This is a genomic window from Tautonia rosea (assembly GCF_012958305.1).
Taxonomy (GTDB): domain Bacteria; phylum Planctomycetota; class Planctomycetia; order Isosphaerales; family Isosphaeraceae; genus Tautonia; species Tautonia rosea.
On record NZ_JABBYO010000007.1, the window covers coordinates 363,199 to 389,872 of the forward strand.

Genomic DNA, 26,674 nt, shown 5'->3' on the forward strand with positions numbered 1-26,674 from the left:
CCATCCGGCCTCGGGCCGGCGTCTCGGCAATGACGATCAACGCTCGCGATCACCTCCTGCCCAACGAGACACGCGATCGACGAGCAAACGGGCCAGGTCGCCGTCTTCCGGTCCCAACGTTTCGACCGGAGCATTGGGGCGTACCAGGGCAATTGTATGCCGTCCGGCCCGATAAAGGCGTAGGTCGTTTGCCACGGTCAGGTCCGTCCGGTTGATGCGGTACGCCTCCTCGGCGGCTCGGATCAATTCCGACTCCGCTGATCCCGATAGGAGCTTGAATCCCACCAGAAACGCTTGTGGTGCCCAGTCCCGTACCGATTGGATGACCTTCTGCGTCCTTTGGCAGTGAATGGTCAGCACCTCGGCTTCCGAACCGATCTTGCCCGAGGCGGCGATCGGCTCGTAATCCGAGGCGGCCATGGCCAGCATCACCACATCCACGGGCTTGGACCGAAGCACCTCCTCCAGCGTCCGAGCGTACTCGGCGACGGTTCCCTTCGAGAGCGGTACGAGATGAAGCCGATCACGCTGGACTTGCCAGCGATCGGCCAGAGTCTCCAGGTCATGCCGAAGCTCCTCAACCGGCCTAGCCAGGTCGATCGCACTGAGATGCCGACGGATCGGCAGTTCTGCCATCGGCGCATGCAGGTGCCAGACCGTCGCGCCTCGGTCGAGCCACGCTTCGGTAATGGCTGCCGAGAACCGACCGGTCGAGGCGTTGGCAATGTGCCTCACGTCATCGATCGGCGCGATCGTACCTCCGCCGGTTACGACGACGTTCCAGGGTCTCGATCCGCCTCGCTCACTCACCCTCTCGCCGCTCCTCGCCCCGGACCCGAGGCACCAGCTCGTCCCGGACCCAGGCCCTCAGCCGGAGGAGCCAATGAGACTCGATGACCGAATGGGGCTGATTGATCCATGAGAAGACCTCCGCTGATGACAGAAATGGAAAGGCCGAACTAATCGGTGTTTCAATGGAAGCCCGGTCTCCTCCGAGTCGGAAAAATCGCAATCGCGATTGTGAGCAGACCCAGACCTCGGGCACTCCGAGCCGTCGGTCAATCTCGATGGCCCGTTTCGCGCTGTGCGTCACGATCACTTCGATCGCCAGGTCCGGAGGCGGGTCGACGTTCAGGTCGAGTTCCATCTTGCCGACCATTTGATCCGCGTTCGCGAGGTAGAAGTTCTCGTCCCCCTCAACTGCGATGTTCAGGTCGTCTCGGGAAAGCGTGGTGGCTCCAATCGGAGTACAGGGCATCTCCAGTCCGGTCGAACTCTCCATGACAAAGATCCCAAGCCGCCGCGCCGATCGCTCATGAGGCATTGAGGGTGACACCAGCGTCAATCTCCCGTCGAGATACCAGATCCGGGGCGATCGCCGTTCGCCTCGCACCTTGAGCATCCGCTTGAACCCCGACCAGGACACGTCGATCAGGTCGATTTGTGAGTCCCTTGCCTTCTGCCTCGTCGCGGACGCCATCAACACCCTCCGTTTCGCCGATCGCCTGACCGCCTCTTTGCCGTCCCGAGGGGATTCCGTAAGCTGTGCAGTTCACTCAACGACGCCAGTCTCCGTTTCGAGTCGAGACGACCGAGGTTCCCGCGATGAGCACCACATTCCCCCATGACCCCCAGGCCAAAGCGTTGTTCGAACAAATCGCATCCTGGCCGATCTACGATCCTCACTCACACATCGACGCTCACAGCCCGGCCTCTCGAAACCTCGATGAAGTCCTCGGCTACCACTACTATACCGAACTCGCCCACTCGGCCGGGATGCCAGCTGCCGAGGTCGATCCCGGCCTCGATCCCTTCACCCGGGCCCGCAACCTCTCCCGCCACCTCCACCGGATTGACAACACAGTCCAGTATTCCTGGCTGCTCGAAATTGCCCGGACCTTTCACGGCTTCGAAGGCGACCGCATCGACGCCGACACCATCGACGACCTGTACCGGCGGGCTGACCACTCGCAGGACGGCGAGGCCTGGGACCGCTCCGTCTGGCAAACCTCTCAGCTCGAAGCCGTCTTCCTGACCAACGACTTCGACGACCCGCTCGAAGGCTGGGATACCTCAACCTACGTCCCTTGCCTTCGCACCGACGACCTCGTCCTCAAGCTGCACGAACCGAGGACCCTGCAGCGTCTCATGGCCTCGACAAACGTTGATGTCGAGGACGTGAAGTCGCTCCGCTTGGCGATCGCCTCGCTCTTCGAGTACTTCGTCGAGCACGGGGCAAGAGCCTGCGCGATCAGCTTGCCGCCGGACTTCATCCCCAGAAAAGCCACGCCGATCGCCTCGCAGAATTCCGTCCGACGTGCCTTGAAGCACATGGACCTGCGGCCCGACGAGCACGAGGAGATCCGGTCGCTCGTCTTCTGGACCCTCGCAGAACTCTGCGCCGAGTGGAAGCTGCCGTTCGACCTGATGATCGGCCCGATCCGCAACGTCTATCCCGCCGGCGTGACCGGGGGCCGCGACCTGTTCGATCGCCGCGTCAGCCTGCATGACTACGCCGCGCTGTTTAACCACTTCTCCGAGGTCACGTTCCCCGTCTCAACCCTTTCTCCCGATGCCGGGGCTGAGCTGGTCGCCTTCTCGTGGATCCTGCCGAACGTTGTGCCCAACGGCCACTGGTGGTATTCGAATGTGCCGGCCTTCATCGCCGCAGACCTGAAAGCCCGGCTCCAGGCCGTCCCCAAGACCAAGCAGGTCGGCTATTACTCCGACGCCTACAAGCTCGAATTCATCTTGCCGAAGTTCAACATGTATCGTCGCCTACTGGCCGAGTATCTCGCCGAGGATTGCATCCGAGGCCGCGGCTGGACCGAAGACCGGGCCCTCGAACTCGCCCGGTTGGTCCTGCTCGACAACCCCCGTCGCATCTTCGCCCGCCCCAACGAGAGTTAGACGGAAAGCGAAACCCTCGCCGTTGAGATCGATCTCTCACAACCCTTCGTCAGATCCGCTAACCCCGGGTAGATCGGTTGATTCCGAGGGATCGGACCCGGAAGGTCCTTCCCTCGATTTGACCCGCCGCCGATTGCGAGGAACTCTTAATGATCGACGGGATACGGGCGTTGGAGCGTTCGTATCAAGGAGTCGTCTGTGCGCCCACAGAGGGGCAACGCAGTCCGGTCGTGCACCGGAAAAGGTGGAGCACCCATGTCCAGACAGCGCTACGACTCGCGACGAATCGCAACCCTGGGACTTGGTGTCCTGCTCGGGTCTTCGTTTGGTCTCATTGCCTCAGCCTCGGCGTTTCCCCCTCCTGCCGATCTTGACGTTCCGATCGCCGCGACTGAGTCGTCCGCGGCACTTCTGACTCGACAAGATGTGGGTCGTCCCCCCGGCGGCGTGATGCGGCCTGGCTTCGGTTCCGGATTTCAAGTGCCCGGCACCGAGCTGTCTCGCGAAGAGATCGAAAAGATCGACGCCCAGCTGCTTGAAAATATCCTGCTCATCAGCGATCCGACCGAACGATCCCTCGCTCTGGTTCAGGCCGCTCGTTACAAGATCGTTACCCGAGAGTTGGAAACAGCTCGAAGGGCACTCGACCGGGCCTCCGAGTCGATCGATCAAATGACCGATCCGGTCCGACGCGATCTTCGTCTTATCTCAACCAGCAAGACCTTTGTCGAACTCGCCCAGGAATCGATTAACGCCGCTGTTTCCGGGGTTCCTGGCATCCTCTCGTTGGAACAAGAACTCACCCCTGAAGAGCGGATCAACGCACTGAGAGACGGCCTCGACGCCTTCACCCGGGCCAATCAGTTGGCCGCTCAGATTGGTTCCGTCGGCTATCGACCGCAGACGATGTATTTCGCCGCCGAGCAGCAGGCGATCGGCGGGCAGGCCATCGGCGTCGTTGCCTTCCGCAATCCTGGTCGCCTGGCTGATCAGCCCGATGTTCTTGCCGATCTTCGCCGCATTTCGACCGACTACATCGAGCGGGCCGCCTCCTACGCCCAGACCATCGACTCTCCGGTCTGGCGCGATGTGACCCTCTCGGCTGTCACCTCCGCCGCCGCCAACTCGAACCAGTTCGCTCTGGCTCGTCGGATCGCCCGCTCGGTTCCCGAACTCGAAATTCGCTTCCAGGCCCTGTTGACCGTCGCCGAGGCCGAGGTCCGCCGCGGATCGTCTGACCAGGCCACCACCGACTACGCGGAGGCCGCCCGCACCGTCGCGTCCATCCCGATCGCCGACCTTCGCTCCACGCTCAACAACGTCCTGATCGAGAGTCTCATCGCCGCTGGCCGCTTCCCCGACGCCCGTCGCTGCGTCGTCTTCTACCCGACCGACATCGACCGCCTCGAAGCCCTCGGGGCCGTCGCTGAATCAATGGGCTCTCGCGGCCTCTCCGACGAAGCGCGCGACTGGATCTTCCGCGAGGTACGCCCCGAGTACCGTGACCAGCTCTACCGCCGCGTGAATGACGGTGTCCTGAGTACCCTCGAACGCTACGGCAATGACTCCTACCTCACCAGAGACGCTGTGCCCTTCTGAGTCAATCGCCCGCTCTCCTTCCTCACCGGAACTCCAGGCGGGCTGGCTACGCTTCCGCGACGGCTAGCCCACTCTGTTTGGTTCGAGTTCCTGCTTTCTTCCGATCAGAAATCGTTCCCGCTGATGACTTCGCCCCCCGAGATCGTCGTCAGGGCCTTGAGCACCTCGGGCGAGATCGCCTTGCGGAAGGTGCGAGCGCTCCCGTCCATGAAGAGTGCAATGAAGCCCGCGGGTTGCTGACGGACTAGCACAGCCGGGTCGATCCCTTCCTGCACCTCCCAGTCGTCCGGCTTCGTCCAGACGACGGCGTTTGACGGATGAGCCTCGACGACCATGATCGTGTTCGAGGTCCCATCACGGACATCCCGGAACGTAATCGAGTCGGTTCCAGGGAAGGCAGTCTCGCCCCCACGGGGGACGAGATACGCTGTCATCCCCTCCCCGGAAACGCCCGGCCCGCGATAGGTTTCGGGCATCTGATCGATCAATGCCTTGTTGTGCGGACTGTCCCAGGGCTCGTCGAGGTGGAACTGGTCGTAGAGCGACTTCTGCTCGATGTAAGGGAGAATGTGGACGCGCCAGCTTAACAGCGGGCGACCCTCGGCGTCGGTCGAGTACGCGGGTGGCAACGACGATTGATTCCCCGATGCGAAATTATGCATGGCGAGCCCGATCTGCTTCAGGTTGTTCACGCTCCTGGCCCGGCTTGCCTCGGCCAGGGCATTGCGTACCGGGATACCGACCAGCGCCCCGGCCTGCTCCAGGCTGACGGCGATCCGGAGTTCTTCCCCCTCGACCGAGAAGGCAATGCGGCCGAGTGCCTCGACGAACTCCTGAGCCGATCCGCCACTTCGCAACCCTTCGCCGAACCGATTCAATCCCGTCCGCAACCCCTCGGCGAGTTCCTTTGCCCACTCCTCGGAGCCGGCCTTGACGATCGCTCGGGCCACCGCGTTCGGCTCGGTTTCCAACGCGACCACCGCCCACTTCCCCCGGGTCAACGGCCGGGTGGACAGGCCGCCGAATGATTCGGGAAGCCGTGGCATCAATTCCTCGATCACCCTCCGCTGATTCGCGCTCGGGATGATCAGCACGCGGGCCGGCCCGTCCCCCGAGGCGGCGAATGCCTCGTCCAGTTCCGGCCGCGGGGTGGCCCCGGCCGTTCGAATCCGCTCCAGGGCCGCATCCGACCCCGCGAAGACGGCCCCCCGAAGGATTGCGCAGGTCGGCCACGCCACAGGAGGCTCTCCCTCGGCGTTTCCACAAAGAATCCGGCCGATCGCCTCCCCGTCCGCTCCCTCGACCAGTGGCACGACGACCACCGGCAACCCGGGTAGGTCCTTCGGCTCGACGAGCACATAAAGCGTCTCCGCCCCAGCCCCCCGGAGTGCCTCGACCCAGGCCACGACTCCCGCCTTGGCCTCGTCGATCTCCCCCGGTTCCAGCACCCCCGACAGTACCCGATCGGCCAGGTCGTCCAGGTCGAGGCTTACCAGATCCACGTGCAAGACCGCGAACACCTCCGCCCCCACGAACGGGGCGATCGCCCCCGCCCTCGGGTCCTCCGGAGGCGGGAGCATCGTTGCCGCGAGGATCGTGATCATGGAAAGAACGCTCATATTCGATCGCTCCAAATTGAAGGAGAATGGAATTCCTCTCCGAAAATTCGTAGGGTGCCGTCGAGTCCTCGAAGACGCACCGATCCCTTTCACTCGATCCCGGGTGGCCCCGGTTGCTCGCCAACCGGGGCGGCGCAGCCGCAAGAGGCCACGGGTGGCCGCACCGAGACCGCTCGTCGCTCCGCGACCCCGGTTGACGAGCAACCGGGGCCACCCGGGCAACGGGCGACGCATCTATTTGAAGCGGGAGTAAGGGGGCATCGAGTCCTCGAAGACGCGCCGATGCCTGTCACTCGATCTCAATCTGCCATCCGTAAGCGGTAGTTGATCCGATAGGCCGGGATGTCCGGCCCGCCGGGGATCGGCGGGGCCGTCAACGCCGCCTCCTCCCCCTCGACCTCATAGCCGAACGGCGCTCCCGTGGCCGGGTCGAGCGGCGCGGGGGCCTCCTCGATCGCCTCCAGGCTCGGAGGGAATCGGCCGTCGTGCGCATCGGCGTACAACCGGATCGCCTCCACGCACCGAAGCGCGGCCAATTGCCGATCGGTCCGTGTTTGTGCCATGAGGACGGACTCCAGGGCGGGCGAGATGAGCAGGAACAGCGAAAGGCCCGGCCTGGAAAGCTTTTCCTCAATGGTCGGGTAGGAATACGTCGTTTTGATCCCTAAGGTGGCGTCCCAGGAGGGGAGACTCACCCACTTGTACACATCATCACTCAGGGCGACATAATCGCGCCAGGCGAGGATGCCGACCACCTGAATCGCCGGCATCGCCTCGACCTCGACCTCATCCCGGCCCGATGCGATCAGCTCCCGCTTCGCCTCGGGGTAATTCCGGGTGATCAGGCTGGTCAGCAACAGGGTCATCGAGGACTGGTCGGAGGATGTGGACCCCGTCAATCCCTGGAGCTGGTCGGCCAGTCGGTCGAGGAAGATCCTCCCCCGCTCGGCGCTCCAGGCCGGGCCGTCCAGCTCGAGCAACTCGGGGAACATCCGCTCGACGAGCGATCGCTCCCCTTCAATTGCCTCGTCCAGGTCGATCATCGGCCTCGGCAGGTTTGTGAGTGCCCAGTACAAGGACGGCGTCCCCTCGGCCTGGATCAACTCGATCAGGGCCTCGTTCATGACCCCCGTGATGGCGACCCCCACCAGCCACTGGATCAACGTCGGCCCCCGGCCGACGTGGCGGGCCATGGCGTAGCCGGTTTGCAGCCAGTGAACCGCCCCCTCGGTATCCCCATCAAGAACCGCCATCCGGACCCGAAGCGAGATTAAGCGTGCCAGCGACCGCGATTCCTGAATCTCGGGCAAGAGTAGCTCGATCGTCTCCGGCCGGTTGTCGAAGCCCCAATCGCAATCGCGACGCAGGACGCCGAGTTCCACCTCCCGCAGGATCGATTCATAGCGATCAAGCAGTGCCCGGGCCTCTTCCCGGGGGATTGCGTCGATCGGGCCGTTGATCCAATCGGACATCCCGATTTCCGGGATCTCGGACTGATCCTTCCCCATCCGTCGGGCCTCGCCCCGCTCGGCATTCCGCCGTTCCTGGAGCATCAGCAGAGCCCGATGGTAGAACACCGCCGCATTGCCTGGCACGAGGTCGCGTCGCTTCGGAAGGAGCGTGTAGTTCAAGGCCGGGCTCGGCTCTCCCGCCGGGTGGAGGGTCAGGACGGTCGGCCTCGTGTAGTCCGACTGGCCGAGGGCCACGCCGGGCGAGGGCAGGGCCATCACCCCGGCAATCAACATGAATACCCATCGCTTCATGACGGTTCTCCCCATTCGAGAAGGCGGTTCAGTTCGGCCCGGGACGACCGGGCGGTCGGCATGGTCGATTCCCCCCCGGCCTGCATGGCCACAGGCAGGGGAGCGGGCTCCGGCAGGCCCTCGATGCCGAGCCTGAGCACCCTCATCCGCACGGCCGCAGGCGAGGTGTCAGACGGGCCTGGCAATGGCCGATCGAACTCGGCCGATTCCTTCCGGCTCGATCGGTGCAGGATCACCACCTCGGCAGGCGGCTCGGGAATCGACTGGCGCTCGATCCGAGGTTCCTCTGTGGGCGATGCTTCAAGGACGACGCCCCGCTCGACAATCCGCGGCTCGGCTTCCGAGCGATGGACGAGCATTGCCACCTCCCCCAGCGCCACCACGGCGAAGGCCGCCGCGATCGACGGCCAGGCGAACCGCTCGGCGGGCGATCGCCGCACCGAGGCCCGCCCCGCAAGAAACATCAGGCGGTCTCGGTCGATCGTTCCCCGGGCGGGGGCGAGCGAACCGAGCGCCGCCTCGATCGCGTTCAATCCCCCCTTGGGCGGGAGGTCCGGCTTTGGGTCGGACATGGCACCCCCAATCGTTGTCTCAGGGTCTTCAATCCGGATTGATACAGGCGATGCGCGGCGCTCGACGATCGGCCGCTCATCGCCCCGATTTGCTCGAAGGTCAGGCCGCCCCACAGATGCGCGACGATCGCCTCGCGCTGCTCGATCGGCAGGGTGCGCAATGCGACCTCGGCCGCCTCGGGGTCGATGGCATCGGCGTCTGATGGTGATGCCTCGAACCAGTCGGGCGACTTGAGGGCGGCGTTTGATTCGTGTTGGCGACGGCGTCGGGCGGCCTTCGCCGCGTTGATCGCCCCGTTGCGGACGGCCCGGAAGAGCCAGGCCGCCGGGTTCTCCGGCGTCGGGCGCTGACCGGCCAGGGCCACGAACGCCTCCTGGACGACATCCTCTGGGGTGTCGCACCACTGCCTAGCGAACAGGACCAGGGCATCGGCGTGCCGGTCGATCAGCCTGCCGATCTGGTGCGGTTCCATAGGCCGAGCATCCCGAGGTCCGACGTGTCGTCATTACCCCTTTGACAACAGTCAGACAGTTTCATCCCGGGATTCTTCCAGGTTTTTTTTGGTCCGGTGCGTGCTCAATCCTCCTGGAAGAACGGCTCGTAGCGCCGCTTCATCGTTCGGATCCCTTCGTGCAAGGCATGCACGTCGAAGCCGAAGACGAACATCCGGCAGCCGAGCTTCGCCATCCGCTCGGCGTATTCGGGGCCTCGGGGGACGACGCCCCAGGGCTTGCCGGCGGCGCGGCAGGCGTCGGCGATCCGTTCAATCGTCTCGAAGCACTTCGGGTGCTCGAACTGGCCGGGAACGCCGAGCACCTGACTGATGTCGGCCGGGCCAACGAACAGGAGGTCCACGTCGGGCACGGCGGCGATCTCGGCAATCGACTCGATCGCGCCGGCCGTCTCGATCTGGATGCCGACGAACGTCTCGGCGTTGGCCTTTTCGACGTACTCGGCCAGCGGGGTGAGGCCGAATCGGCCGTCGCGATTGCCGCCGTTCATGCCGCGTTCGCCCCTCGGCCAGAACTTGGCCCATCGGACGGCCTGCTCGGCCTCCTCGGGCGATCGAACCATGCTGACCATCACCCCACCGGCGCCGATCTCCAAGGGCCGCATGATCGAGGCGTAATCGGTCGCCGGCATCCGGACGAAGTGATCGAGGCCATACCCCCGAGCGGCGACGACGGCCGTCTCGATCTCCCGGAGGCTCAGGCCCGAATGCTCCTGGTCGAGCCAGAGGCCGTCGTAGCCGCCGTGCTCGCCGATAATCTCCACGAGCTTGGGGTGAAACAACTGACCGACGCCGAACAATCGGACGGTCTTCCCTTGCGCCAGTCGGTCCTTGATGCGTGGCATGATCGAAGCGAGCCTCGGAAAATGCTCAACGGGTGGAGGTCATCGGACGGTCGAATCGTTTGATTCTAATGCCCTGCGATCCCCGACGCGCGGGGCAAGTGGTTCCGATCGGGCAGGACCCCCTCGTCCCTCTGGATCCGACGCGGCGGGTTGATCCGGGCGAGGCGATCGGGGATAACCGATCTCCTGGCTGATGTCTCACGGCTCCGAGGTAAGAGGTGCGAGGGGAAGGGTGCGGGACGGATCGGTCGAACAGACTGGTGGGCGGATCCGCCTGGCAACCGGCAGGTTCCTTTGGGGGAGCTTCGCCGTCCTTGCCCTGACCGGAGAGTTGGCCCTCTGGGCCGCAATCCACCGCCAGGCCCGTGGATTTCCGGCCGGGCTCCGCCTGGCCTGGCTCATCGGTTACACGCCAAGGACCGTCTTCCTGGCCTTCGTGCTGGCCTCGCTCTTGACGGTCGTCGTCGACTTCCTGGTCAAGATTCTCGTCGATCTCCCGATGCGCCGATGGCTGGCGCCGAGAAACGATCACGAGGGCGACGCGTCCCACGGCTTCGGGTTCCACCTCGGCCCCACCGAACAGGTCCTCGACCAGGTCCCGGGACGCCTGCTGACACGTCCTCGATCCGTGCCGGGCTCCCTCATTTTGACCGATCGGCGCTTCTGGTTTGTTCCCTCAGCCTGGGATGCCGAAACGTGGTCGGTGCCTCGCGATCAGGTCCGGTCGGCGACCATCATGCCTCATGCGGGCTTCCTTGGAAAATTCCTGCGAGGGGTTCCTCCTCAGTTGCTCCTCGATGCCGGTTCCCAGGCCGGTCCCACGACCGAGTTCGAGCGACTCGACGACCTCGATTCCCGCTCCGATCCTCGGATCAGGTTTGCCCTCGCAGAGCCTCGCCGTGTTCGATCCTGGTTCGAGTCCGAACCCTCCGGAGCGTTCCGACGGGTTTGAGCGAGCGTGTTTGATTGGTGTCCTCTCCCCAATTCTGCCGAGTCTCTCCCATGGCCGATCGCTACCGGGTCCTCGTGACCGATTTCCTTCACGATACCGAGGTCGAGCAACCCGTCCTCGATGACCTGGCTCAGATCGAGCTGGCCGGTGCTCATGATGAAACCCAACTCTTCGACCTCCTGCCCAGCGCCGATGCCCTGATCGTCTACCACGACGTTCCCATGCTCACTGAGGCGACCATCAACCGCCTCGATCATTGCCGAGGGATCGTCCGGGCCGGCGTCGGTTACAACAACATCGACATCGAGGCGGCCGGCCGACGGGGCATTCCCGTCTGCAATGTCCCCGACTACGGCGCCGAGGAAGTCGCCGATCACGCCATCATGATGCTCCTGGCCGTTGTCCGTCGCCTCGTCCCGTGTCACACGTCGATCGTCCAGGGAGAGTGGGAGGTGCCGATAGTCTACGGCGTCCCTCGCCTCCGGGGCCGGACCCTCGGCCTGGTCGGTTGCGGTCGGATCGGCACCGCGATGGCCATCCGGGCCAGGGCATTCGGGCTCGACGTGGTCTTTTACGACCCCCACGTTCCCCCCGGATTCGAAAAAGCCCTGGGAATTCGCCGCACCGAGTCGATCGAGGAACTGTTCGAGCAAAGCCAGTTCGTCAGCGTGCACTGCTATCTCGATGCCTCGACGCACCACCTGGTCAACGCCAAGCGTCTCGCTCTGATGCCCGAGCACGGCGTTCTGATCAACACCGCCCGAGGTCCGATCGTCGATCAGGAGGCTTTGCTCTCGGCGCTCGATTCCGAGCATCTCGCCGGGGCCGGGCTCGATGTGGTCGAACGCGAACCGCTCGACGACAATCGCCTTCGCCTCCACCCCCGTGTGCTTCTGACCCAGCATGTGGCCTTTTACAGCGTCGAGGGCTTTATCGAGATGCGCCGCAAGTCGGCCGAGGAGGTTCGCCGCCTCCTTCTCGGTCAGCCGCTCCGATGCCTCGTGAATCAGCCGGCTCCGCGCTGATGTCATGGCAGTTCAAGCGTGCCTTGCGTCTCAGTCCATCGCGTCCGGATCAATCCCCATCGCCCGGAGCTTCTCGGCCAGCCGATCCGCCCGGAGCCGCTGCTGCTCCTCACTCCGGGCCAGAGCGTCGCGTTGCTCGACCAGTTCTAAGGTACGTCAGGAAGCGTCGGCCGTCCGGGCCAATCAGGGCGATCGCGTCCTCCGTGAGCTTGAAGCGGACGCCCAGCCTTGGGCGAATCATTCCGGCCGGGTTCGCAATGGACACCAACCGATCCCCCCTCGCGACGGTAGGCGGCCTAGGTGTTCCGATCGGAGTCGTAAACGGAAGATTCCTCAACGCCGAACCGCTCGTAGAAGTGGACCTTGCGCTGCATCTCTCCGGCTCGGTTGCCGGGAGAGCTCACCTCGAAGACGACCTGAGTGACGATCCCCCCTTCCTCCCACTCCTTTTACGATCCTTGGTAGCCCTTCGGCCGGCCGAAGGCGACCAGTGCGTCTGGCGCGGTCCGGGTCGTGTTGTCCCCTTCGATGGGTACCAGAGCAGGTCGCCAGCCACGAAGACGTCGGGCCGATCTCGGAAGAGCGCATCCAGCCTTTCTTTGATCGTGACAATCCACTGAAATTCGAGCGTGTATTCCGCCATCCGCTTGCCGTCGCTGTCGGGATACTCGACCTGCGATGCAGCGGCCTTCGAGCCGAGGCGGGTCGACATCGGGCCTCCCTCCCGTTCGAAGCAACCGAGACGATGAACACCTGTCATCCGTTCTGGCGATCTAAATCCTGGGTTCGCCTCGATTCGAGCCCCATCCGTGTGCTCCCGGTCAGGATGGCTGCATTGAGCGATTTCTTGGCCTCCGATCCCTTCTCGCATCAATCTTTGATTCTAATCCTGCCGATACCTTCAAGATCACATTGTCCCTCGATTCAGGAGCGGAACCAATCGGGGAAATTCACGCAACCTGGGTAGGCTTCGAGCGGTTTTGACAGTTCGAACGAATTCGACTATCGTGTCTGCCAACGACTTACGCAGGCCAACATCCGAAAGACATTCTGAATGTCTTGCCGGATCGCGAGGGACGCGATCCGAAGGTCGGCCAGCGGCTGGAATCCGTCCATGATCTTCGACCTGATCGCACGACTGGTAATCCGTCGCGGCCTGCTTCTCGTACTGGGCTGGATCGCCCTGGCGGTCGTGCTCAATCGCTATGCTCCGTCCTGGGACGAGGTCAGCCTCGACGACGACGTCCGGTTCTTCCCCGCCGGATCGCTCAGCGTCGAGGGACAGGCCTTGCTTGAGCGCGGCTTTCCCGAGGCAACCGAGTCGACCGCCGTTGTGGCCGTCGAACGGGCCGAGGGGCCTCTGACCGACGACGACCTGGCATTCATCGGCACCCTGGCCGATCGGCTCAAGGGCCTCATTGGCCCCGAGTTCGCCATCGCCACCGTGACCGACTTCCGCGACCGCTACATGGATTCGATCCTCATTGGCGGGAATGGCGTCGATGGCGGCGGCCAGGCCGCCTTGACCCTCGTCGGGATCGAAGCGACCTACGCCAGCAAGCAGGCTCGGCTCACGGTCAACGCCATCGAGGAGGTCATCGACGACCTCGCCGGCGAGGTCCCCTCCGGAATCCGGCTCGCCCTGACCGGCTCGGCCGTCGTCGGCCACGACATGAACGAGTCGTCAAACGCCAGCATCGACACGACGACGTATGCCACCATCGCCCTGGTCATCGCCATCTTACTTGCCGTCTATCGGTCACCCTTGCTGGCCCTGATCCCCCTCGTGACGATCGCCCTCTCGGTCTTCATCTCGCTCAAGGGGTTGCCGACGCTCCGCTGGGTCCCTGGACTCGATTTCCAGGTCATCAACGTCACGAAGGTCTTCGTCATCGTCGTCCTGTTCGGGGCCGGGACCGATTACTGCCTGTTCCTCATCGCCCGATACCGCGAGGAGCGCGCCCACGGCCACGACATTCCCGAAGCCCTCGGCATTGCGATCCGGCAGGTCGGCGCCGCTCTGGTCGCCAGCGCCGGAACGGTGATCGTCGGCCTGGGGATGCTCTGGTTCTCCAGCTTCGCCAAGATCCAGTACAGCGGCCCGGCCATCGCCCTGAGCCTGGCGGTTGCGTTGGCGGCGGCCTTGACGCTCGCGCCGGTCTTGCTCAAGTGGTTCGGCCGGACGATCGACTGGCCCTTTGGGCCTCCTCCCATCATCCGTGCCGAGGTCGAGGCCGAAGCCGACCACCTTCCCGGCGGAATCCCCGATCAGGCCGAGGCCGCCCTACGAGGCCCCTGGGGACGGATCGCCAACCTCGTTGCCCATCGCCCGGCCTCCATTCTCGCCGTCAGTCTGCTGGCCCTGACGCCGCTCGCCCTCTACGGCACGACGGTCACGTCCAATTACGGGCAGCTCTCCGATCTTCCCAGTACCGCCCCCAGCAAGATCGGTGCTCGATTGATCCGAGACTATTTCCCGATCGGCGAACTCGGCCCGACCACCTTGCTCGTGCATGCCCCCGAACTCGATTTCCGGGACGATGAAGGCCGCCAGGCCCTCGCCGATCTCTCCGATCGCCTGGAATCGTTGCCCGAAGTTGCCCGCATCCGATCCCTGGCCCGGCCGCTCGGCGAGCCACTCGAAGAAACCATCCGTCTCTCGGCCGAGGAACAGGCCCTGCCCGGCTTCCTCCGCCGACCGATTGAACAAGCTCGAAGTGCCCTCATCGAACGGGGCTACCAGGCTGCCGAGCCCGTCTACGTGAGCACCCGCCCCACCGATCCGGCCGACCTCGGCTCCATCGCCCGAATTGACATTCTCCTGTCCATTGACCCCTTCTCCGAAGACGGGATGAACGCCCTCAACGCCATTCAGCGCGAGGTCAACGCCCTGACGACCGCCGAGGCCGGGCCGCTCGCCGGGGCCGAGGTCGGCTACGCTGGCTCCACTCCCATGCTCTACGACCTTCGCTCGGCCATCGGCAACGATCAGAAGCGGATGTACGTGCTGGTGACGCTCGGGGTCTATGCCATTCTCGTCCTGCTCCTTCGCCGTCCCGGCATCTGTCTCTACCTCATTGCCACGGTCGTCCTCGGCTACCTCGCCACGCTCGGGCTGACCGACCTCGTCTTCCAGGCTCTGCACGAAGGCCCCGAACCCTGGCAAGGACTCGACTGGAAGGTCAGCTTCTTCCTGTTCGTGATCCTGGTGGCCGTCGGTGAAGATTACAACATCTTCCTCATGGCTCGCGTGCTGGAGGAAGAAGTCGGTCACGGACCAATCGACGGCACCCGGCGCGCCGTCGCCGCCACGGGAGGCATCATCAGCTCGTGCGGCCTGATCATGGCCGGCACCTTCGGTTCCATGCTCACCGGCAAGCTGCTCGCACTCCGGGAACTGGGCTTCGCGCTCGCCGTTGGCGTCTTGCTCGATACCTTCATCGTCCGACCCATCCTCGTCCCCGCCTTCATCATCCTGCTGGAGCGGATTCGATCCCGGTTCTCGTCCGGCAAGCGCCGATCCCTCCCCTCCCACGAGGAACCCGCCCCAGCCGGTGGGGCTCCAGCGGTCCTTCGCGTGGATTACGGGATCGGTTCGCAGCAGACCCCCCGCCGTTGACCGGCCGGCCGGCCCGACTCCTCGATCCTCGGCGCAAGAATTGCTAGAGCCCTGACTGCTGGCTCGATGGTGTGCCGCGAAGCCCTGTCGGCGTTGCACCCTCTGCCTGCCGACGCTGCGGGTGAGTACACTTCGCTTCAAGCTTGAGCACATTCCGACACGTTCCAAGACGGTCGGAACCCGGTTTTTCCCCATCAACACGAACGGAACCCACCGATGAGAGTTTGGCCGGGACAACCCTACCCCCTTGGTGCCACCTGGGACGGCACCGGAGTCAATTTCGCCCTCTTCTCCGAAAACGCGACCAAGGTTGAACTCTGTCTGTTCGACTCGGTCGACGCCGAGCGCGAATTCCTTCGGATTCCTCTGGCCGAGTGCACCGACCTGGTCTGGCATGCCTACCTTCCCGACCTGATGCCCGGACAACTCTACGGCTATCGGGTCCACGGACCCCACGACCCGGCCAACGGACACCGCTTCAATCCGAACAAGCTGGTGCTCGACCCTTACGCCAAGCTCATCGGCCGCCGCTTGAAGTGGGACGACTCCCTTTTCGGCTATCCGATTGGCCAGGACGACCTCGCCTTCGATGATCGAGACAGTGCCCCGTTTGCCCCGCTGGCCCAGGTCATTGACTCCTCCTTCACCTGGGGAGACGATCGCCCCCCCAAAACTCCCTGGCACAAGACCCTCTTTTACGAGGCGCACGTCAAGGGGCTGACCATGCGACATCCTGAGGTTCCCGAGCACATGCGAGGGACCTACCTCGGTGTCGCCACCGAACCGATCCTCCGCCACCTGACCGATCTGGGCGTTACCGCCATCGAACTCTTGCCCGTCCACCACCACGCCGACGACCGTTATCTCGAAGACAAAGGACTGGTCAACTACTGGGGCTACAGCACCCTCTCCTTCTTCGCCCCCCACATCTCGTATGCCGGAGAACATCCCGCCCTCGACGCCGTTCAACAGTTCAAGAGCATGGTCCGCGGCCTGCACTCGGCCGGGATCGAGGTCATCCTCGACGTCGTCTACAACCACACCGCCGAGGGGAATCAGAACGGCCCGACCCTCTCCTGGCGAGGCGTTGATAACGCCGCATACTACATGCTCTCGCCCGAGGACCCCCGCTACTACATGGACTTCACCGGCTGCGGCAACGTGCCCAACATGTCGCACCCCCGCGTCTTGCAGATGATCATGGATAGCCTCCGCTACTGGGTCATCGAGATGCATGTCGACGGCTTTCGGTTCGACCTGGCCAGCACCCTGGCCCGAGAGCTTTACGAGGTCAACCGCCTCGGCTCATTCTTCGACATCATCCACCAGGACCCGGTTCTCTCGCAGGTCAAGCTCATCGCCGAACCCTGGGATGTCGGCCCCGGCGGCTACATGGTCGGCAACTTTCCCCCCGGTTGGGCCGAGTGGAACGGCATCTACCGCGACGAGATCCGCGACTTCTGGCGCGGCCAGGAATGCACCGCCAACGAACTGGCCACCCGCCTCGCCGGCTCCAGCGACCTTTACCAGGACGACGGCCGCAAGCCCTACGCCAGCGTCAACTTCATCACTTGCCACGACGGCTTCTCCCTCCGCGACCTCGTCTCCTACAACGCGAAGCACAACGAGGCCAATCTCGAAGACAACCGCGACGGTGCCGATGATAATCGCTCCTGGAACTGCGGTGTCGAAGGTCCCACCGACGACCCCGAGATCAAGGCCCTCCGTGCTCAGCAAATGCGCAATTTCATCGCCACCCTGTTCTTCTCTCAGGGCGTTCCCATGATGCTCGCCGGCGACGAGATCATGCACACCCAGGGGGGCAACAACAACACCTACTGTCAGGATAGTGAAATCAGCTGGCTCGACTGGAACCTCGACGACGAGCGGCGCGAGTTCCTCGACTTCGTTCGCAAGGTCAGTCACATCTGGCGAGCGTTCCCGGTCTTCCAGCGCCGCAACTTCTTCAAGGGTCGGTCGATTCGCGGCAAAGACGTCAAGGACATCTCCTGGCTCGACCCCTCCGGGCAGGAAATGGGAGACGAAGCCTGGGAGGCCGGCTTCGTGCGCTGCATCGGCATGAGGCTCGCCGGCGACGCCATCGGCGAGGTCGACGAACGCGGCGAGCCGATCGTCAGCGAAACCGTCCTCACCCTGTTTAATGCCCACTGGGAACCAGTCCCCTTCATCCTTCCCGAACACCAGCCCGAACGAATCTGGGAAGTTCTCCTCGACACTGCCGACGCCGACCCCGCCTCCGAAACCTTCGAACAGGGCCATCCCTACGACCTCAAGGGCCGCTCCGTCGTCCTGCTCCGCCTCCGAAACCGCGACGAAACCCCCGCCGACTTCCTCGCTCCGTTGAATTCCGAGTAACAAGCCGCTGAGGGCGACCTGGATCAGCCGGCGGGACCACGCGCCAGTGGCCTCGGCCTCCAGGTCGCCACGCCTTCAGCCCCACCCCGAGCCGACAGCGACCCGGCCCCCTGGAATTCCCCTCTCCGTTCGTCCGTTCGTCGTTGGGAGCACCCTGGCAGGTTCGGTCAACTGTGATCTCATTCATCGCTTTTTCAGGCACGATCGTGGCCAGTTGCCGCCTCGATCCCATTGGAATCGTCGAGAATCACCCCTCGAATACACAAATACGATAATAATTCAGTTAAAATATAAAATTTATCACATAAATAATATAATATTCATTATCGTAACACTTGCCCGATAATAGATACTCTGAGGTTTCTTCGAGGCCGGTGGCCTCTCCGGCTGGACTGACGTCATGCAAAAGGCCGGGAGATTCCCTCCGTCTTCCACAAGGAGATCGTTCTGACGGTGAGTGTTGGCTCCGTTGAACTCAATGACTCGTTCCGCTTGAACGCAATCGTCCTGCCCGAAAGCTGGCCTCGTCATCCGAGGCGTCGTTCATCACCGTCGTTGGGTGTCTGAATCCTCGCTCGTCGACAGGCTGATTCGGACCCGGCGAGGCCGCGAACCGGCGACGGCCCGCGCTTCCTCGCTTGGTCGCGAGCACCTGCGCGCGGCGATCCGTGCAACCCTCATGACCGTCGACGAGGGTCTGAATGCCCTGAATTCCTCGCGATGGGGCAGGGGGGCGGACAAGCCTCCCGAAAATCGCAGTATGACGCCTAAGAATGCTGGATGGGTGCTTCGGCGTGGGATCGCTCGTCTGATCGGCTATGCCTCTGAGGGACGCAGGGTCGGGCAGCGACTGAGTGGGAAACTCCCGAAAAAACCGTCATGAGAGGGGGTGTGATGGCAAGGATCTCGCCATTCTGGCATCAAGGAGGTCGTTGATGCATCACGGTGTCCACTTGCCTAGAATTGCCGATTCGGTCTCTGGACACGAGGCGCTGAGCTACGTTACTGTCGTGCCCGACTCGCCCGGGAGGAGCTTCCGAGCCGAGGTCGAACACATCTCTCTGAATTCCCCAGCAGGACACATCAGGAGCATCCCCGTTGTCACCCATGAAGTGTTGTCTCGCGATGGTTGTCTGTCTGACCTGGACAGCGTGCGAGGTCCGATCCGACGAGCCGATCCCGGTTGGCGCATGGTTCGACTACCACCCCGACCAGTACGTGGTGATCGACAGCGAGACTGGCCTTGCCTGGCCAGCGGGTGAGGCGTTGCTTCCGCCGCCTTATGGGCAGATCTTGCTCAAGGGGAAGTTCCATTGGGTGACGACCACGGGCCTTCGCGACTTCGAGGCGACCAAATACGCCTCTGGCCATACGAACTGGCGGATACCGACCATCGCCGAACTCCGCACCGCCCGACAACACGGTCTGTACGAGGCCCTCGTGGAGGTCGCCAGGCTGGAAGGGTATCCCTACCCCATGCCTGTGGTACGCTTCGGCCTCTTCGGATCCTGGGCCAGCGATGTATCGAGCTCGAATCGGAGGGCGTGGGTCAATCTCCTCGGCCCGCTGCATCAAGAGGTCAGATGGTGGCCGACTCATTGGGGCTCCCGCCCCTACCTCCCCGTCCGAGAAACGGCACAGCCCACTCCCATCCTCTGGGCAGACGACATCCAGGAGGGGCAGCGCCCCTGGGGATTTAGCGGGTTGTTCACCCAGTACGATGGCAAGGCCGTCGAACCGGATGACGCCAACGGCGCGAACATCTCCAGGGTGCCGGACCCGGCCGGCGGCCCCGGCTTCGCAATGCGCCACTTCGCCGTCTTCGGGCCGAAGGTCGGCAGATCGCAGGCAGGCATCTGGAGCTTTAAGAATCCAGTCTTTGCGGAGCAAGCGAAAAGCGAAGAGGGGGTGTATATCGCCCAGGAGTGGTACTTCCCCGAGGCCCTCAGCGCGAACGGGCGTGGCACGCCATGGATCAGCCTCTGGGATTGGCATTCAGTCGGCCCGAACGGATCGAACCGATGGCATACTTCGCCCGGCATGTTCCTGACGAAGGATGGCTCGATGCGTTTCAATCTGAAATGGCATTCCGGGTCTACTGGCAATCCGACCAGTGCACTCTCGACGATTCCTTTACCCGTCGGCAGGTGGTTCGATGTCGAGATGTACTACAAGTGGACCACGGGGCCGACAACCATCAAGGTCTGGATTGATGGTGAGCTTGCCGTTGAGCAAACCGTTCCCTGGACGCGCCACCCTGATCACAACGTCGTGGAAACCTACATGAAGTTCTATGGTGCGGCACCCTCGACCACGCCGTGGTCTCCAACTCCCAGCGTCCGGTACACCCGCAACGTTCGAATCGCGGCCGATAGGATCGGGCCCGGCGGGAATTAAGCAGGCGTTCAGGGTTCCGACCGGTCACGAGCGACGGGCTCTCTGAAGACGCAGAGGTTTTCCTCGTCGAGACCCTCCGTGTTCAGCCCTCAAAAAAACGGGGTGGAGCGCAACTCCACCCCGTTTCGGTTTGGCACGGATCCCCAGGGCGTTGAGGGGATTTACTCCGATCCGCCTTCATCTCCGCTCGGCTGACCTTCGCCTGAGGAGGCCGAGCCGGCACCGGCCAGTTCTTCCTCGCTCTTGGAGGTGGCCTCGAAGACGAGCTTGGGACCGTCTTCGGTATCGCCGACGGTGACGGTCAGGGTGTCCTTGCCCTTGAACTCGCCCCGAAGGATCGACTCGGACATCGGGTCCTCGATCATGTTCTCGATCGCTCGGCGAAGCGGTCGGGCACCGTAATCAGGGTTAAAGCCCTTGTCGATGATGTAATCCTTCGACTCCTCGGTGAGGATGAGCCGCAAGCCCCGGTCGGCCAGGCGCTGGCGGACCTTCGTCAGCTCGATGTCGATGATGTGCTTCAGGTCCTCTCGCGTCAGGTTGTGGAAGACGATGATGTCGTCCAGACGGTTGAGGAACTCAGGGCGGAAGTACTTCTCGATGGCGACCTTCAGCCGCTCCTTCATTTCCTCGTAGTTGCTCGGGTCGTCCATGTTCCGACCGAAGCCGAGGACGTTCGACTGCGAGGTGGCCTCGACGCCCGCGTTCGTGGTCATGATGATGATCGTGTTCTTGAAGTCGACGACCCGGCCGACGTTGTCGGTCAGGCGGCCTTCTTCCATGATCTGCAAGAGCATGTTGAACACATCGGGATGGGCCTTCTCGATTTCATCGAGCAGGACCACCGAGTACGGCCGCCGGCGGATCTTCTCCGTCAACTGGCCACCCTCTTCATACCCGACATAGCCCGGAGGAGCACCGATCAATCGGCTGACGTTGTGCTTCTCCATGTACTCGGACATGTCGATCTGAATCAGCGCCTCAGCCTCGCCGAACATGAATTCGGCCAGACTCTTGGCCAGCAACGTTTTCCCGACGCCCGTCGGCCCGGCGAAGATGAAGCTGCCGATCGGCCGCTTCGGATCCTTCAAGCCGGCCCGGCTGCGGCGCACGGCCTGGCTGATCCGCTTGACCGCCTCGCGCTGGCTGATGACCTTCTTCTGCAGCTCCTCTTCCATCCGGACGAGGCGTTCGGTTTCCTCGGCCTCCAGGCGGGTGAGCGGCACGCCGGTCATCTTCGAGACGACCTCGGCGACGACTTCCTCGTCCACCGTGCCGTCCACTTCCTTGGCCTTTTCCCGCCATTCGCGGGTGATCGTTTCCTTCTTCTTCTTCAGCTTGTCGGCCTGGTCGCGCAGGGCCGCGGCCCGCTCGAAGTCCTGGTTGGCGACGGCCTCTTCCTTGTCCTGGTTCAGCCGTTCGATCTGCTCGTCCAGCTCTTTCAGGTCGGGCGGACGGGTCATCGCCTTCAGGCGGACGCGTGCCCCGGCCTCGTCGATCACGTCGATCGCCTTGTCCGGCAGGCAACGGCCGGAGATGTAGCGATCCGACATCTCGACGGCGGCTTCGAGCGCCTCGTCGGTGATCTGCACCCGGTGGTGCGCCTCGTAGCGGTCGCGTAGGCCTCGGAGAATCTCCAGAGCCTCGCTCTTGCTCGGCGGGTTGACCACAACCATCTGGAAGCGACGGTCAAGGGCCCCGTCCTTCTCGATGTACTTGCGGTACTCGTCGAGCGTCGTGGCGCCGATGCACTGCACCTCGCCTCGGGCCAGCGCCGGCTTCAACACGTTCGAGGCGTCGATCGCCCCTTCGGCCCCGCCGGCCCCGACGAGCGTGTGCAACTCGTCGATGAACAAAATCGTGTTCTTGGCCCGGCGGACCTCGTTCATAACGGCCTTGATCCGCTCCTCGAACTGGCCGCGATACTTCGTCCCGGCGACCATCATCGCCAGGTCGAGCACGACGATCCGACGGTCGCGGAGCAGTTCCGGCACGTTGGCGTCAACGATGAGCTGGGCCAGCCCTTCGACGATCGCCGTCTTGCCGACGCCGGCCTCGCCGAGCAGCACCGGGTTGTTTTTCTGGCGGCGCGAGAGGATCTGAACCACTCGCTCGATTTCATTCTGGCGGCCGATGACCGGGTCGAGCTTCCCTTGACGGGCCAGCTCGGTAAGGTCTCGCCCGAAGCTATCCAGAGCGGGAGTCTTCGACTTGCCGCCCTTGGCCGCGGCGCCGCCGCCACCGCGTTCTGCTTCGCCGCCTGCGTCCATCCCGTGACCGAGCAAGTTGAGTACCTCCTCGCGGACTTCCTCGAGCTTCAAGCCCAGGTTCATCAAGACCTGAGCGGCCACGCCCTCCTGCTCACGCAGCAGGCCAAGCAGCAAGTGCTCCGTCCCGACGTAGTTGTGATTGAGATTCCGGGCCTCTTCGATGGCGTATTCGATAACCTTCTTGGCACGGGGGGTCTGGGGAAGCTTCCCCATCGTGACCATGTCCGGACCGGATTGAACGATTTTCTCCACCTCGACCCGGATCTTCCTCAGGTCGACGTCGAGGTTCTTCAGCACATTGGCCGCGACCCCGCTGCCCTCCTTGACCAGGCCCAGCAGCACATGCTCAGTGCCGACGTACTCGTGGTTGAAGCGCTGGGCCTCCTGATTGGCCAGCTGCATCACCTTCCGAGCACGGTCGGTGAAACGTTCGTACATCAGCGATCGACTCCGACGGCTGTCCGGCCCGGCCGGGGCCGCACCGGTCCGGGGCATCCTCACGGGTGTTACGACGCGGTGCGACCGCTTGTTCTGCCAATCGGTTCGGACCGGCCCGCGGGACGCTTCCCGCGATCCGACAGTCGGCCCGAGGCCCCGCTCCGGTGCCGATGACTGTTCTTACTGCCAATTGTCGGCAGTCGTCCCCCGCTTTTCAACCTCTGCGGGGTGGATTCGGGCCGCTCCGGGGCCCTCCTCCGGTCATGACTCGTCCATCTGGTCCAGGGCTCGGCGGATTTCCCACCCCCATTTCGTACCCCCTTCCAGCTCCAAACACTGGCGAAACGCCCGCCGCGCCTCGTCCGGCTGATCAATCCGCACGAACAAGGTCCCCAGGTGCATGTACACGTCAGCGTCGGTTTCGTCCATCGTCAGAATTTGCTCGAACCGCCGCCTTGCGTCGTTCCAGCGCCCGCGGAGGTAATGTTCGGTCGCCTCACGGTACAACCGTTCGATCTCCGCCCGATACCGTTCCGGGTGGCATCGCCAGACCCACCAGAGCGTGTACGCCAGGCTCGCCAGCCAGGTGCCCACGGCCAGGGCGGTCACGAAGGTTGTCAGGGCTGGCGGTACCGCCTCGGTCCAGATCAGGTGCGTGACAATCGCCAGGTTTAACGTCCCGGCGAAGACGCTCGCCAGGATCAATCCCATGACCTCTTGCCCCGACCAGACCTGCGGCAAGCCCGGCCACAGGCTCAACGCCGCAATCCAGAACCGCCTGGGCATGGTTCGGCTCCTTCCGACTCGATCCCCGAGTCCCCGATCCTTCCGAGAACCCCGGATGCTTCCCTTTTAGTACGATTGGAAGTCTAGCGAATCCTCTTCATCCAGGCAACCGCGCTTCCGTTGGCCCGTCTCCATCAATCCTTTCCTCCGATCGCGAGGGAGCCGGACGCCTCCTGTCCTGGCGAGTGGGCCAGCCCCCCCAAACCCTCGCCCCCGCTCGCGGGGGAGAGGGTGGCCGCAGGCCGGGTGAGGGGGTTCCCTGCTCGAACGCCACGCCTGGCAATCGCGCCAACGCCCCCCCCTTCCCGACGGTTTGGGAATGTCCTGGCCCTCGTCACTCCAACGTCACGGTCATTTCCAGCGTTCCCCCTTTCTCCGCCTCGAACCGGATCGTTGCCTCGCCCGAACCCTGTACGAACCAGCGAACCCGTTCGATCGACCGCCCGCTCACGCCATCTGGCAGCGTGACCCGCTCCGGAGTGTGCTCAACCGGATCGAGTCTCCCAAAGTCCCGGTCAAGCAACCGACCGCCTCCCAGCACCGTCAGCTCGTCTCCCGAGATCGTCGCCCGATCCGGCAGGCCGATGTTCCGTCTCCTCGCCTGGGCCGACCGGGTCGGCAGCACTCGGGTGTTCTCGACCTCGGCCGTGATCTGATACACCCCCTCGCCGATCGCCTCGACCTCCACATCCGCCCACCTCAGCAACGGCATCTGATCGGCGTGATAGAGCACGAATGCCGAGTTCCGGTGGCACAACTCCTCCATCATGAACGGCGGCGGCACCCGCTGCGACTCCTTCACGAAGCCGCCAATCTCGATCGGTCCATACGTCGGATGATCAAACGGCGCCCACTCCACGAAGTTCGCCCCCAGCATCAGGCGATCGTTCGCAAACAGTTGTGCCTCCTGACCGGTCGCAGCGAGCGCCTGCTCTAGGGCTGACCCCCCTTCCGGGCTCGGGCCGAGCAACTGCGAATTATTCCACAGCTCATTCGTGTACGAGAAGATGCCGAGATGCTCGTACGTCCAGTTCACAAACCCGCCGCGCACCGCGTACAGATCCTTGTAAATGATCCAGTTCCGATAAAACGGCAGGAGCCGCGACCCGACCTCGCCAATGGTCCGGGCCAGAGTCTCGTCCTCGCGCGGATACTCCGATTCCCGGCTCGGGTGGGCCGGCCCTCGCAGAATCATCCCCCCGGCGTTGTGGTACGACTGCACCCCGGCAATATTCGGCCGCTCCAAAATGAATTCCGCAATCGCTCGGGTTTCCGGCCAGCAGAGCGGATACGGACCCGCCCCGCCCTGAATGTGGTTCGGCTGCCAGTCGGCCGGCCAGTTGCGATTCATGTCGTAGCCGCCCGGCGTGTCCTCGTTCACCCGACCGTCGCCGTCGTTGTCGATCCCCTCGTTGCCAAGCAGTTCGTAGCGGTCGCTCCGAACCTCCTGGTCCGGGCGAATCGGCACCAAGGCTCTCGGATCCAAGGGAGACACGACGTACGGTCCGTCCGGGCTCTTGCGGCGCATCTGGGTGATCTGCCCGTCCCCGTTCAAATCATCATATCCATCCTCGTCGAGCAAGCCGTCGCGGTCGTCATCGGTCGGTGCCTTGCCGCTTCGTGAGCTATTCGTCGTGTTCGGTCCGTTGAACCACCAGGCGCGGCCATCAGGATTCACCGTCGGAACCACATAAAAGGCCCGTTGATCGACCATCTCGGTTACGCGGTCAAGCCTGCCGTAGTTCTCCGCCAGATACCAGACCATGTACAGGCACGCCTCCGCCGCCTGCACCTCGTTGCCGTGGATGTTCCCCTCGCAATAGAATGCCGGCTTGCTCGTATCTGGACCCGTTTCCGGGTTGTTGATCGTGATGTACCAGAGGTCCCGACCCTCGAAGCTCTTACCGGCCGACGCCATCGAGAGCAACTCCGGATGCCCCTCCACCAACGCCCGCATTGCCTCGACCAACTCGGGATAGTCGTACAGCCGATTGAACGCCAGCTGCACCTTCGGCTCGAAGTACGGGCTCGACGCCTCGTCGGCCCGGCAACATCGGAAGGCCAGGACGTTTCCGGTCAGCACGATGGCAATCAGGATCAGGTGTCTCATGAAGGTCGAGCCGCAAGTGGTGAAAGAAATCAGGATAAGTGAATGAGAACGAATGGGTCGGTCTTCCGAGTCAGCCGCATGCCCAGCCGAAGGCCAGCATGTCCGGGTGATCCGGGCACTGGGTCAGGTGGCCGCACCCCACGTCGCCGAACATGAACGCGAGGTTGTCTTCCGAATCGATCTGGAAGACCAGTTCCATGCGGCGTCCGCACGTCAGGCAGTTGGGATACTCGGCTGACTGGATCCAGAAGGGCCAGCCGCCCAGCTTGTCTCTCTCGGCGCAGCGATTCAGGCCCGGGTCGCTCCAGTACGCCACCGGGAGATTCGATTCGAGCAGCCCGACCTCCGGGCATTCGATCGTGATCCGATCATAGGTTCTCGACGACGGGTCATCGAAGCGAATCGAAAGCCCCAGGGATCCGAATTCCTCGGCGTGGGGAAAGTCGTCGATTGGCTCCCAACCCGTGATGACGCGAGCAGGCAAGGTCGACTCGAACCGGGGCGTTAGTTCCTGCCGGGCCGGCCCGTCCGGCCGGATGATCCGGATCAGATGGGCGTCTGAGAAATGGGACCATCCATCGCACTCCTGTACACAGTCCGGCGCAGTGTTGACGCAATAGAAGAATTGCAAGAGCCCCGAGCCGGACGGCTCGGCCTTCCCCTCCGGCAGTTGGCTCAGGTCCAGTTGCAGGAACAGGGCAATCGGCTCGCCGCAGTGCGCGCAACGGGGCCATTCCTCCCCCTCGGGGACCCAGGGTATGCCCGAGAACTTCGAGCACGGCATCGGGCTGTCGCACGTTTCGGTGATCGGCCGCCACGCGAGGCGCCGATGGCGATCGAACCAGGGGCCGAGCCGCTGGAGCAACGCTTCGAGTTCCATC

General features: G+C 63.6%; 18 protein-coding genes and 1 pseudogene. 7 read left to right on the forward strand and 12 right to left on the reverse strand.

The features are described 5' to 3' along the window. Positions 1-36 precede the first annotated feature (36 nt). Both HG800_RS14855 and HG800_RS14860 read right to left on the reverse strand, forming a co-directional pair. Entirely contained in the window at positions 37-810 is a 774-nt protein-coding gene (locus HG800_RS14855; protein ID WP_169977407.1) for a phosphopantothenoylcysteine decarboxylase domain-containing protein, read from the reverse strand. Beyond that, positions 803-1,480: a Uma2 family endonuclease gene (locus HG800_RS14860; RefSeq protein ID WP_169977408.1), complete on the reverse strand. Its 678-nt coding sequence runs from the start codon at positions 1,478-1,480 to the stop codon at positions 803-805. The genes HG800_RS14855 and HG800_RS14860 overlap by 8 nt, the downstream gene beginning before the upstream one ends. Positions 1,481-1,605: 125 nt before the next feature. On the opposite strand from HG800_RS14860, the gene HG800_RS14865 reads away from it, so the two are divergent. Together HG800_RS14865 and HG800_RS14870 are read left to right on the forward strand one after the other, a co-directional pair. Then, a complete protein-coding gene (locus HG800_RS14865; protein ID WP_169977409.1) occupies positions 1,606-2,910 on the forward strand; it encodes a glucuronate isomerase in 1,305 nt (434 codons plus the stop codon). A 255-nt stretch (positions 2,911-3,165) separates the two neighbouring features. Next, entirely contained in the window at positions 3,166-4,509 is a 1,344-nt protein-coding gene (locus tag HG800_RS14870; RefSeq protein WP_169977410.1) for a hypothetical protein, read from the forward strand. 104 nt (positions 4,510-4,613) lie between these two features. Here HG800_RS14870 and HG800_RS14875 read toward each other — a convergent pair whose 3' ends face one another. From HG800_RS14875 to HG800_RS14895, 5 genes are all read right to left on the reverse strand, one after another. Continuing rightward, complete coding sequence (locus HG800_RS14875) at positions 4,614-6,113, reverse strand: DUF1559 family PulG-like putative transporter (protein ID WP_169977411.1); 1,500 nt, start codon at positions 6,111-6,113, stop codon at positions 4,614-4,616. A 314-nt stretch (positions 6,114-6,427) separates the two neighbouring features. Beyond that, positions 6,428-7,891 (reverse strand): hypothetical protein, encoded by a 1,464-nt coding sequence (locus HG800_RS14880; RefSeq protein WP_169977412.1) that lies wholly within the window; start codon positions 7,889-7,891, stop codon positions 6,428-6,430. Continuing rightward, on the reverse strand, positions 7,888-8,463 hold the full coding sequence (locus HG800_RS14885; RefSeq protein WP_169977413.1) for a hypothetical protein: 576 nt from the start codon (positions 8,461-8,463) through the stop codon (positions 7,888-7,890). Before HG800_RS14885 ends, HG800_RS14880 begins: the two co-directional genes overlap by 4 nt. Continuing rightward, the gene (locus tag HG800_RS14890; protein WP_169977414.1) at positions 8,421-8,936 is read right to left on the reverse strand and encodes an RNA polymerase sigma factor; all 516 of its coding nucleotides are present in this window, start codon (positions 8,934-8,936) and stop codon (positions 8,421-8,423) included. The genes HG800_RS14885 and HG800_RS14890 overlap by 43 nt, the downstream gene beginning before the upstream one ends. 104 nt (positions 8,937-9,040) lie before the next feature. After that, positions 9,041-9,820, reverse strand: a complete 780-nt coding sequence (locus HG800_RS14895; RefSeq protein WP_169977415.1) for an HpcH/HpaI aldolase family protein — start codon at positions 9,818-9,820, stop codon at positions 9,041-9,043. A gap of 232 nt (positions 9,821-10,052) precedes the next feature. Here HG800_RS14895 and HG800_RS14900 point away from each other — a divergent pair, with 232 nt between their 5' ends. Further along, positions 10,053-10,772, forward strand: coding sequence for a hypothetical protein (locus HG800_RS14900; protein ID WP_169977416.1), 720 nt, complete (start codon positions 10,053-10,055; stop codon positions 10,770-10,772). Between the two features lie 50 nt (positions 10,773-10,822). Beyond that, positions 10,823-11,797, forward strand: a complete 975-nt coding sequence (locus HG800_RS14905; protein WP_169977417.1) for a C-terminal binding protein — start codon at positions 10,823-10,825, stop codon at positions 11,795-11,797. 30 nt (positions 11,798-11,827) lie between these two features. Here HG800_RS14905 and HG800_RS28435 read toward each other — a convergent pair. Further along, positions 11,828-12,509: pseudogene (locus HG800_RS28435) on the reverse strand (Uma2 family endonuclease). A gap of 402 nt (positions 12,510-12,911) precedes the next feature. Here HG800_RS28435 and HG800_RS14915 point away from each other — a divergent pair. From HG800_RS14915 to HG800_RS14925, 3 genes are all read left to right on the forward strand, one after another. Continuing rightward, on the forward strand, positions 12,912-15,416 hold the full coding sequence (locus HG800_RS14915) for an MMPL family transporter (protein ID WP_169977418.1): 2,505 nt from the start codon (positions 12,912-12,914) through the stop codon (positions 15,414-15,416). A 216-nt stretch (positions 15,417-15,632) separates the two neighbouring features. Next, positions 15,633-17,792 (forward strand): glycogen debranching protein GlgX, encoded by a 2,160-nt coding sequence (gene glgX / locus HG800_RS14920; protein ID WP_169977419.1) that lies wholly within the window; start codon positions 15,633-15,635, stop codon positions 17,790-17,792. A gap of 1,107 nt (positions 17,793-18,899) precedes the next feature. Continuing rightward, positions 18,900-20,189 (forward strand): heparin lyase I family protein, encoded by a 1,290-nt coding sequence (locus HG800_RS14925; protein WP_235963711.1) that lies wholly within the window; start codon positions 18,900-18,902, stop codon positions 20,187-20,189. 161 nt (positions 20,190-20,350) lie between these two features. Here the strand turns inward: HG800_RS14925 and HG800_RS14930 are convergent, their stop codons facing one another. The 4 genes from HG800_RS14930 to HG800_RS14945 form a co-directional block, all read right to left on the reverse strand. Beyond that, the gene (locus HG800_RS14930; RefSeq protein WP_169977421.1) at positions 20,351-22,897 is read right to left on the reverse strand and encodes an ATP-dependent Clp protease ATP-binding subunit; all 2,547 of its coding nucleotides are present in this window, start codon (positions 22,895-22,897) and stop codon (positions 20,351-20,353) included. A gap of 261 nt (positions 22,898-23,158) precedes the next feature. Next, positions 23,159-23,683 (reverse strand): tetratricopeptide repeat protein, encoded by a 525-nt coding sequence (locus HG800_RS14935; protein ID WP_169977422.1) that lies wholly within the window; start codon positions 23,681-23,683, stop codon positions 23,159-23,161. Positions 23,684-24,017: 334 nt separating this feature from the next. Further along, positions 24,018-25,793, reverse strand: coding sequence for a M14 family metallopeptidase (locus HG800_RS14940; protein ID WP_169977423.1), 1,776 nt, complete (start codon positions 25,791-25,793; stop codon positions 24,018-24,020). A 70-nt stretch (positions 25,794-25,863) separates the two neighbouring features. After that, a complete protein-coding gene (locus HG800_RS14945; protein WP_169977424.1) occupies positions 25,864-26,673 on the reverse strand; it encodes a DUF1963 domain-containing protein in 810 nt (269 codons plus the stop codon). Between the last annotated feature and the right edge of the window lies 1 nt (position 26,674).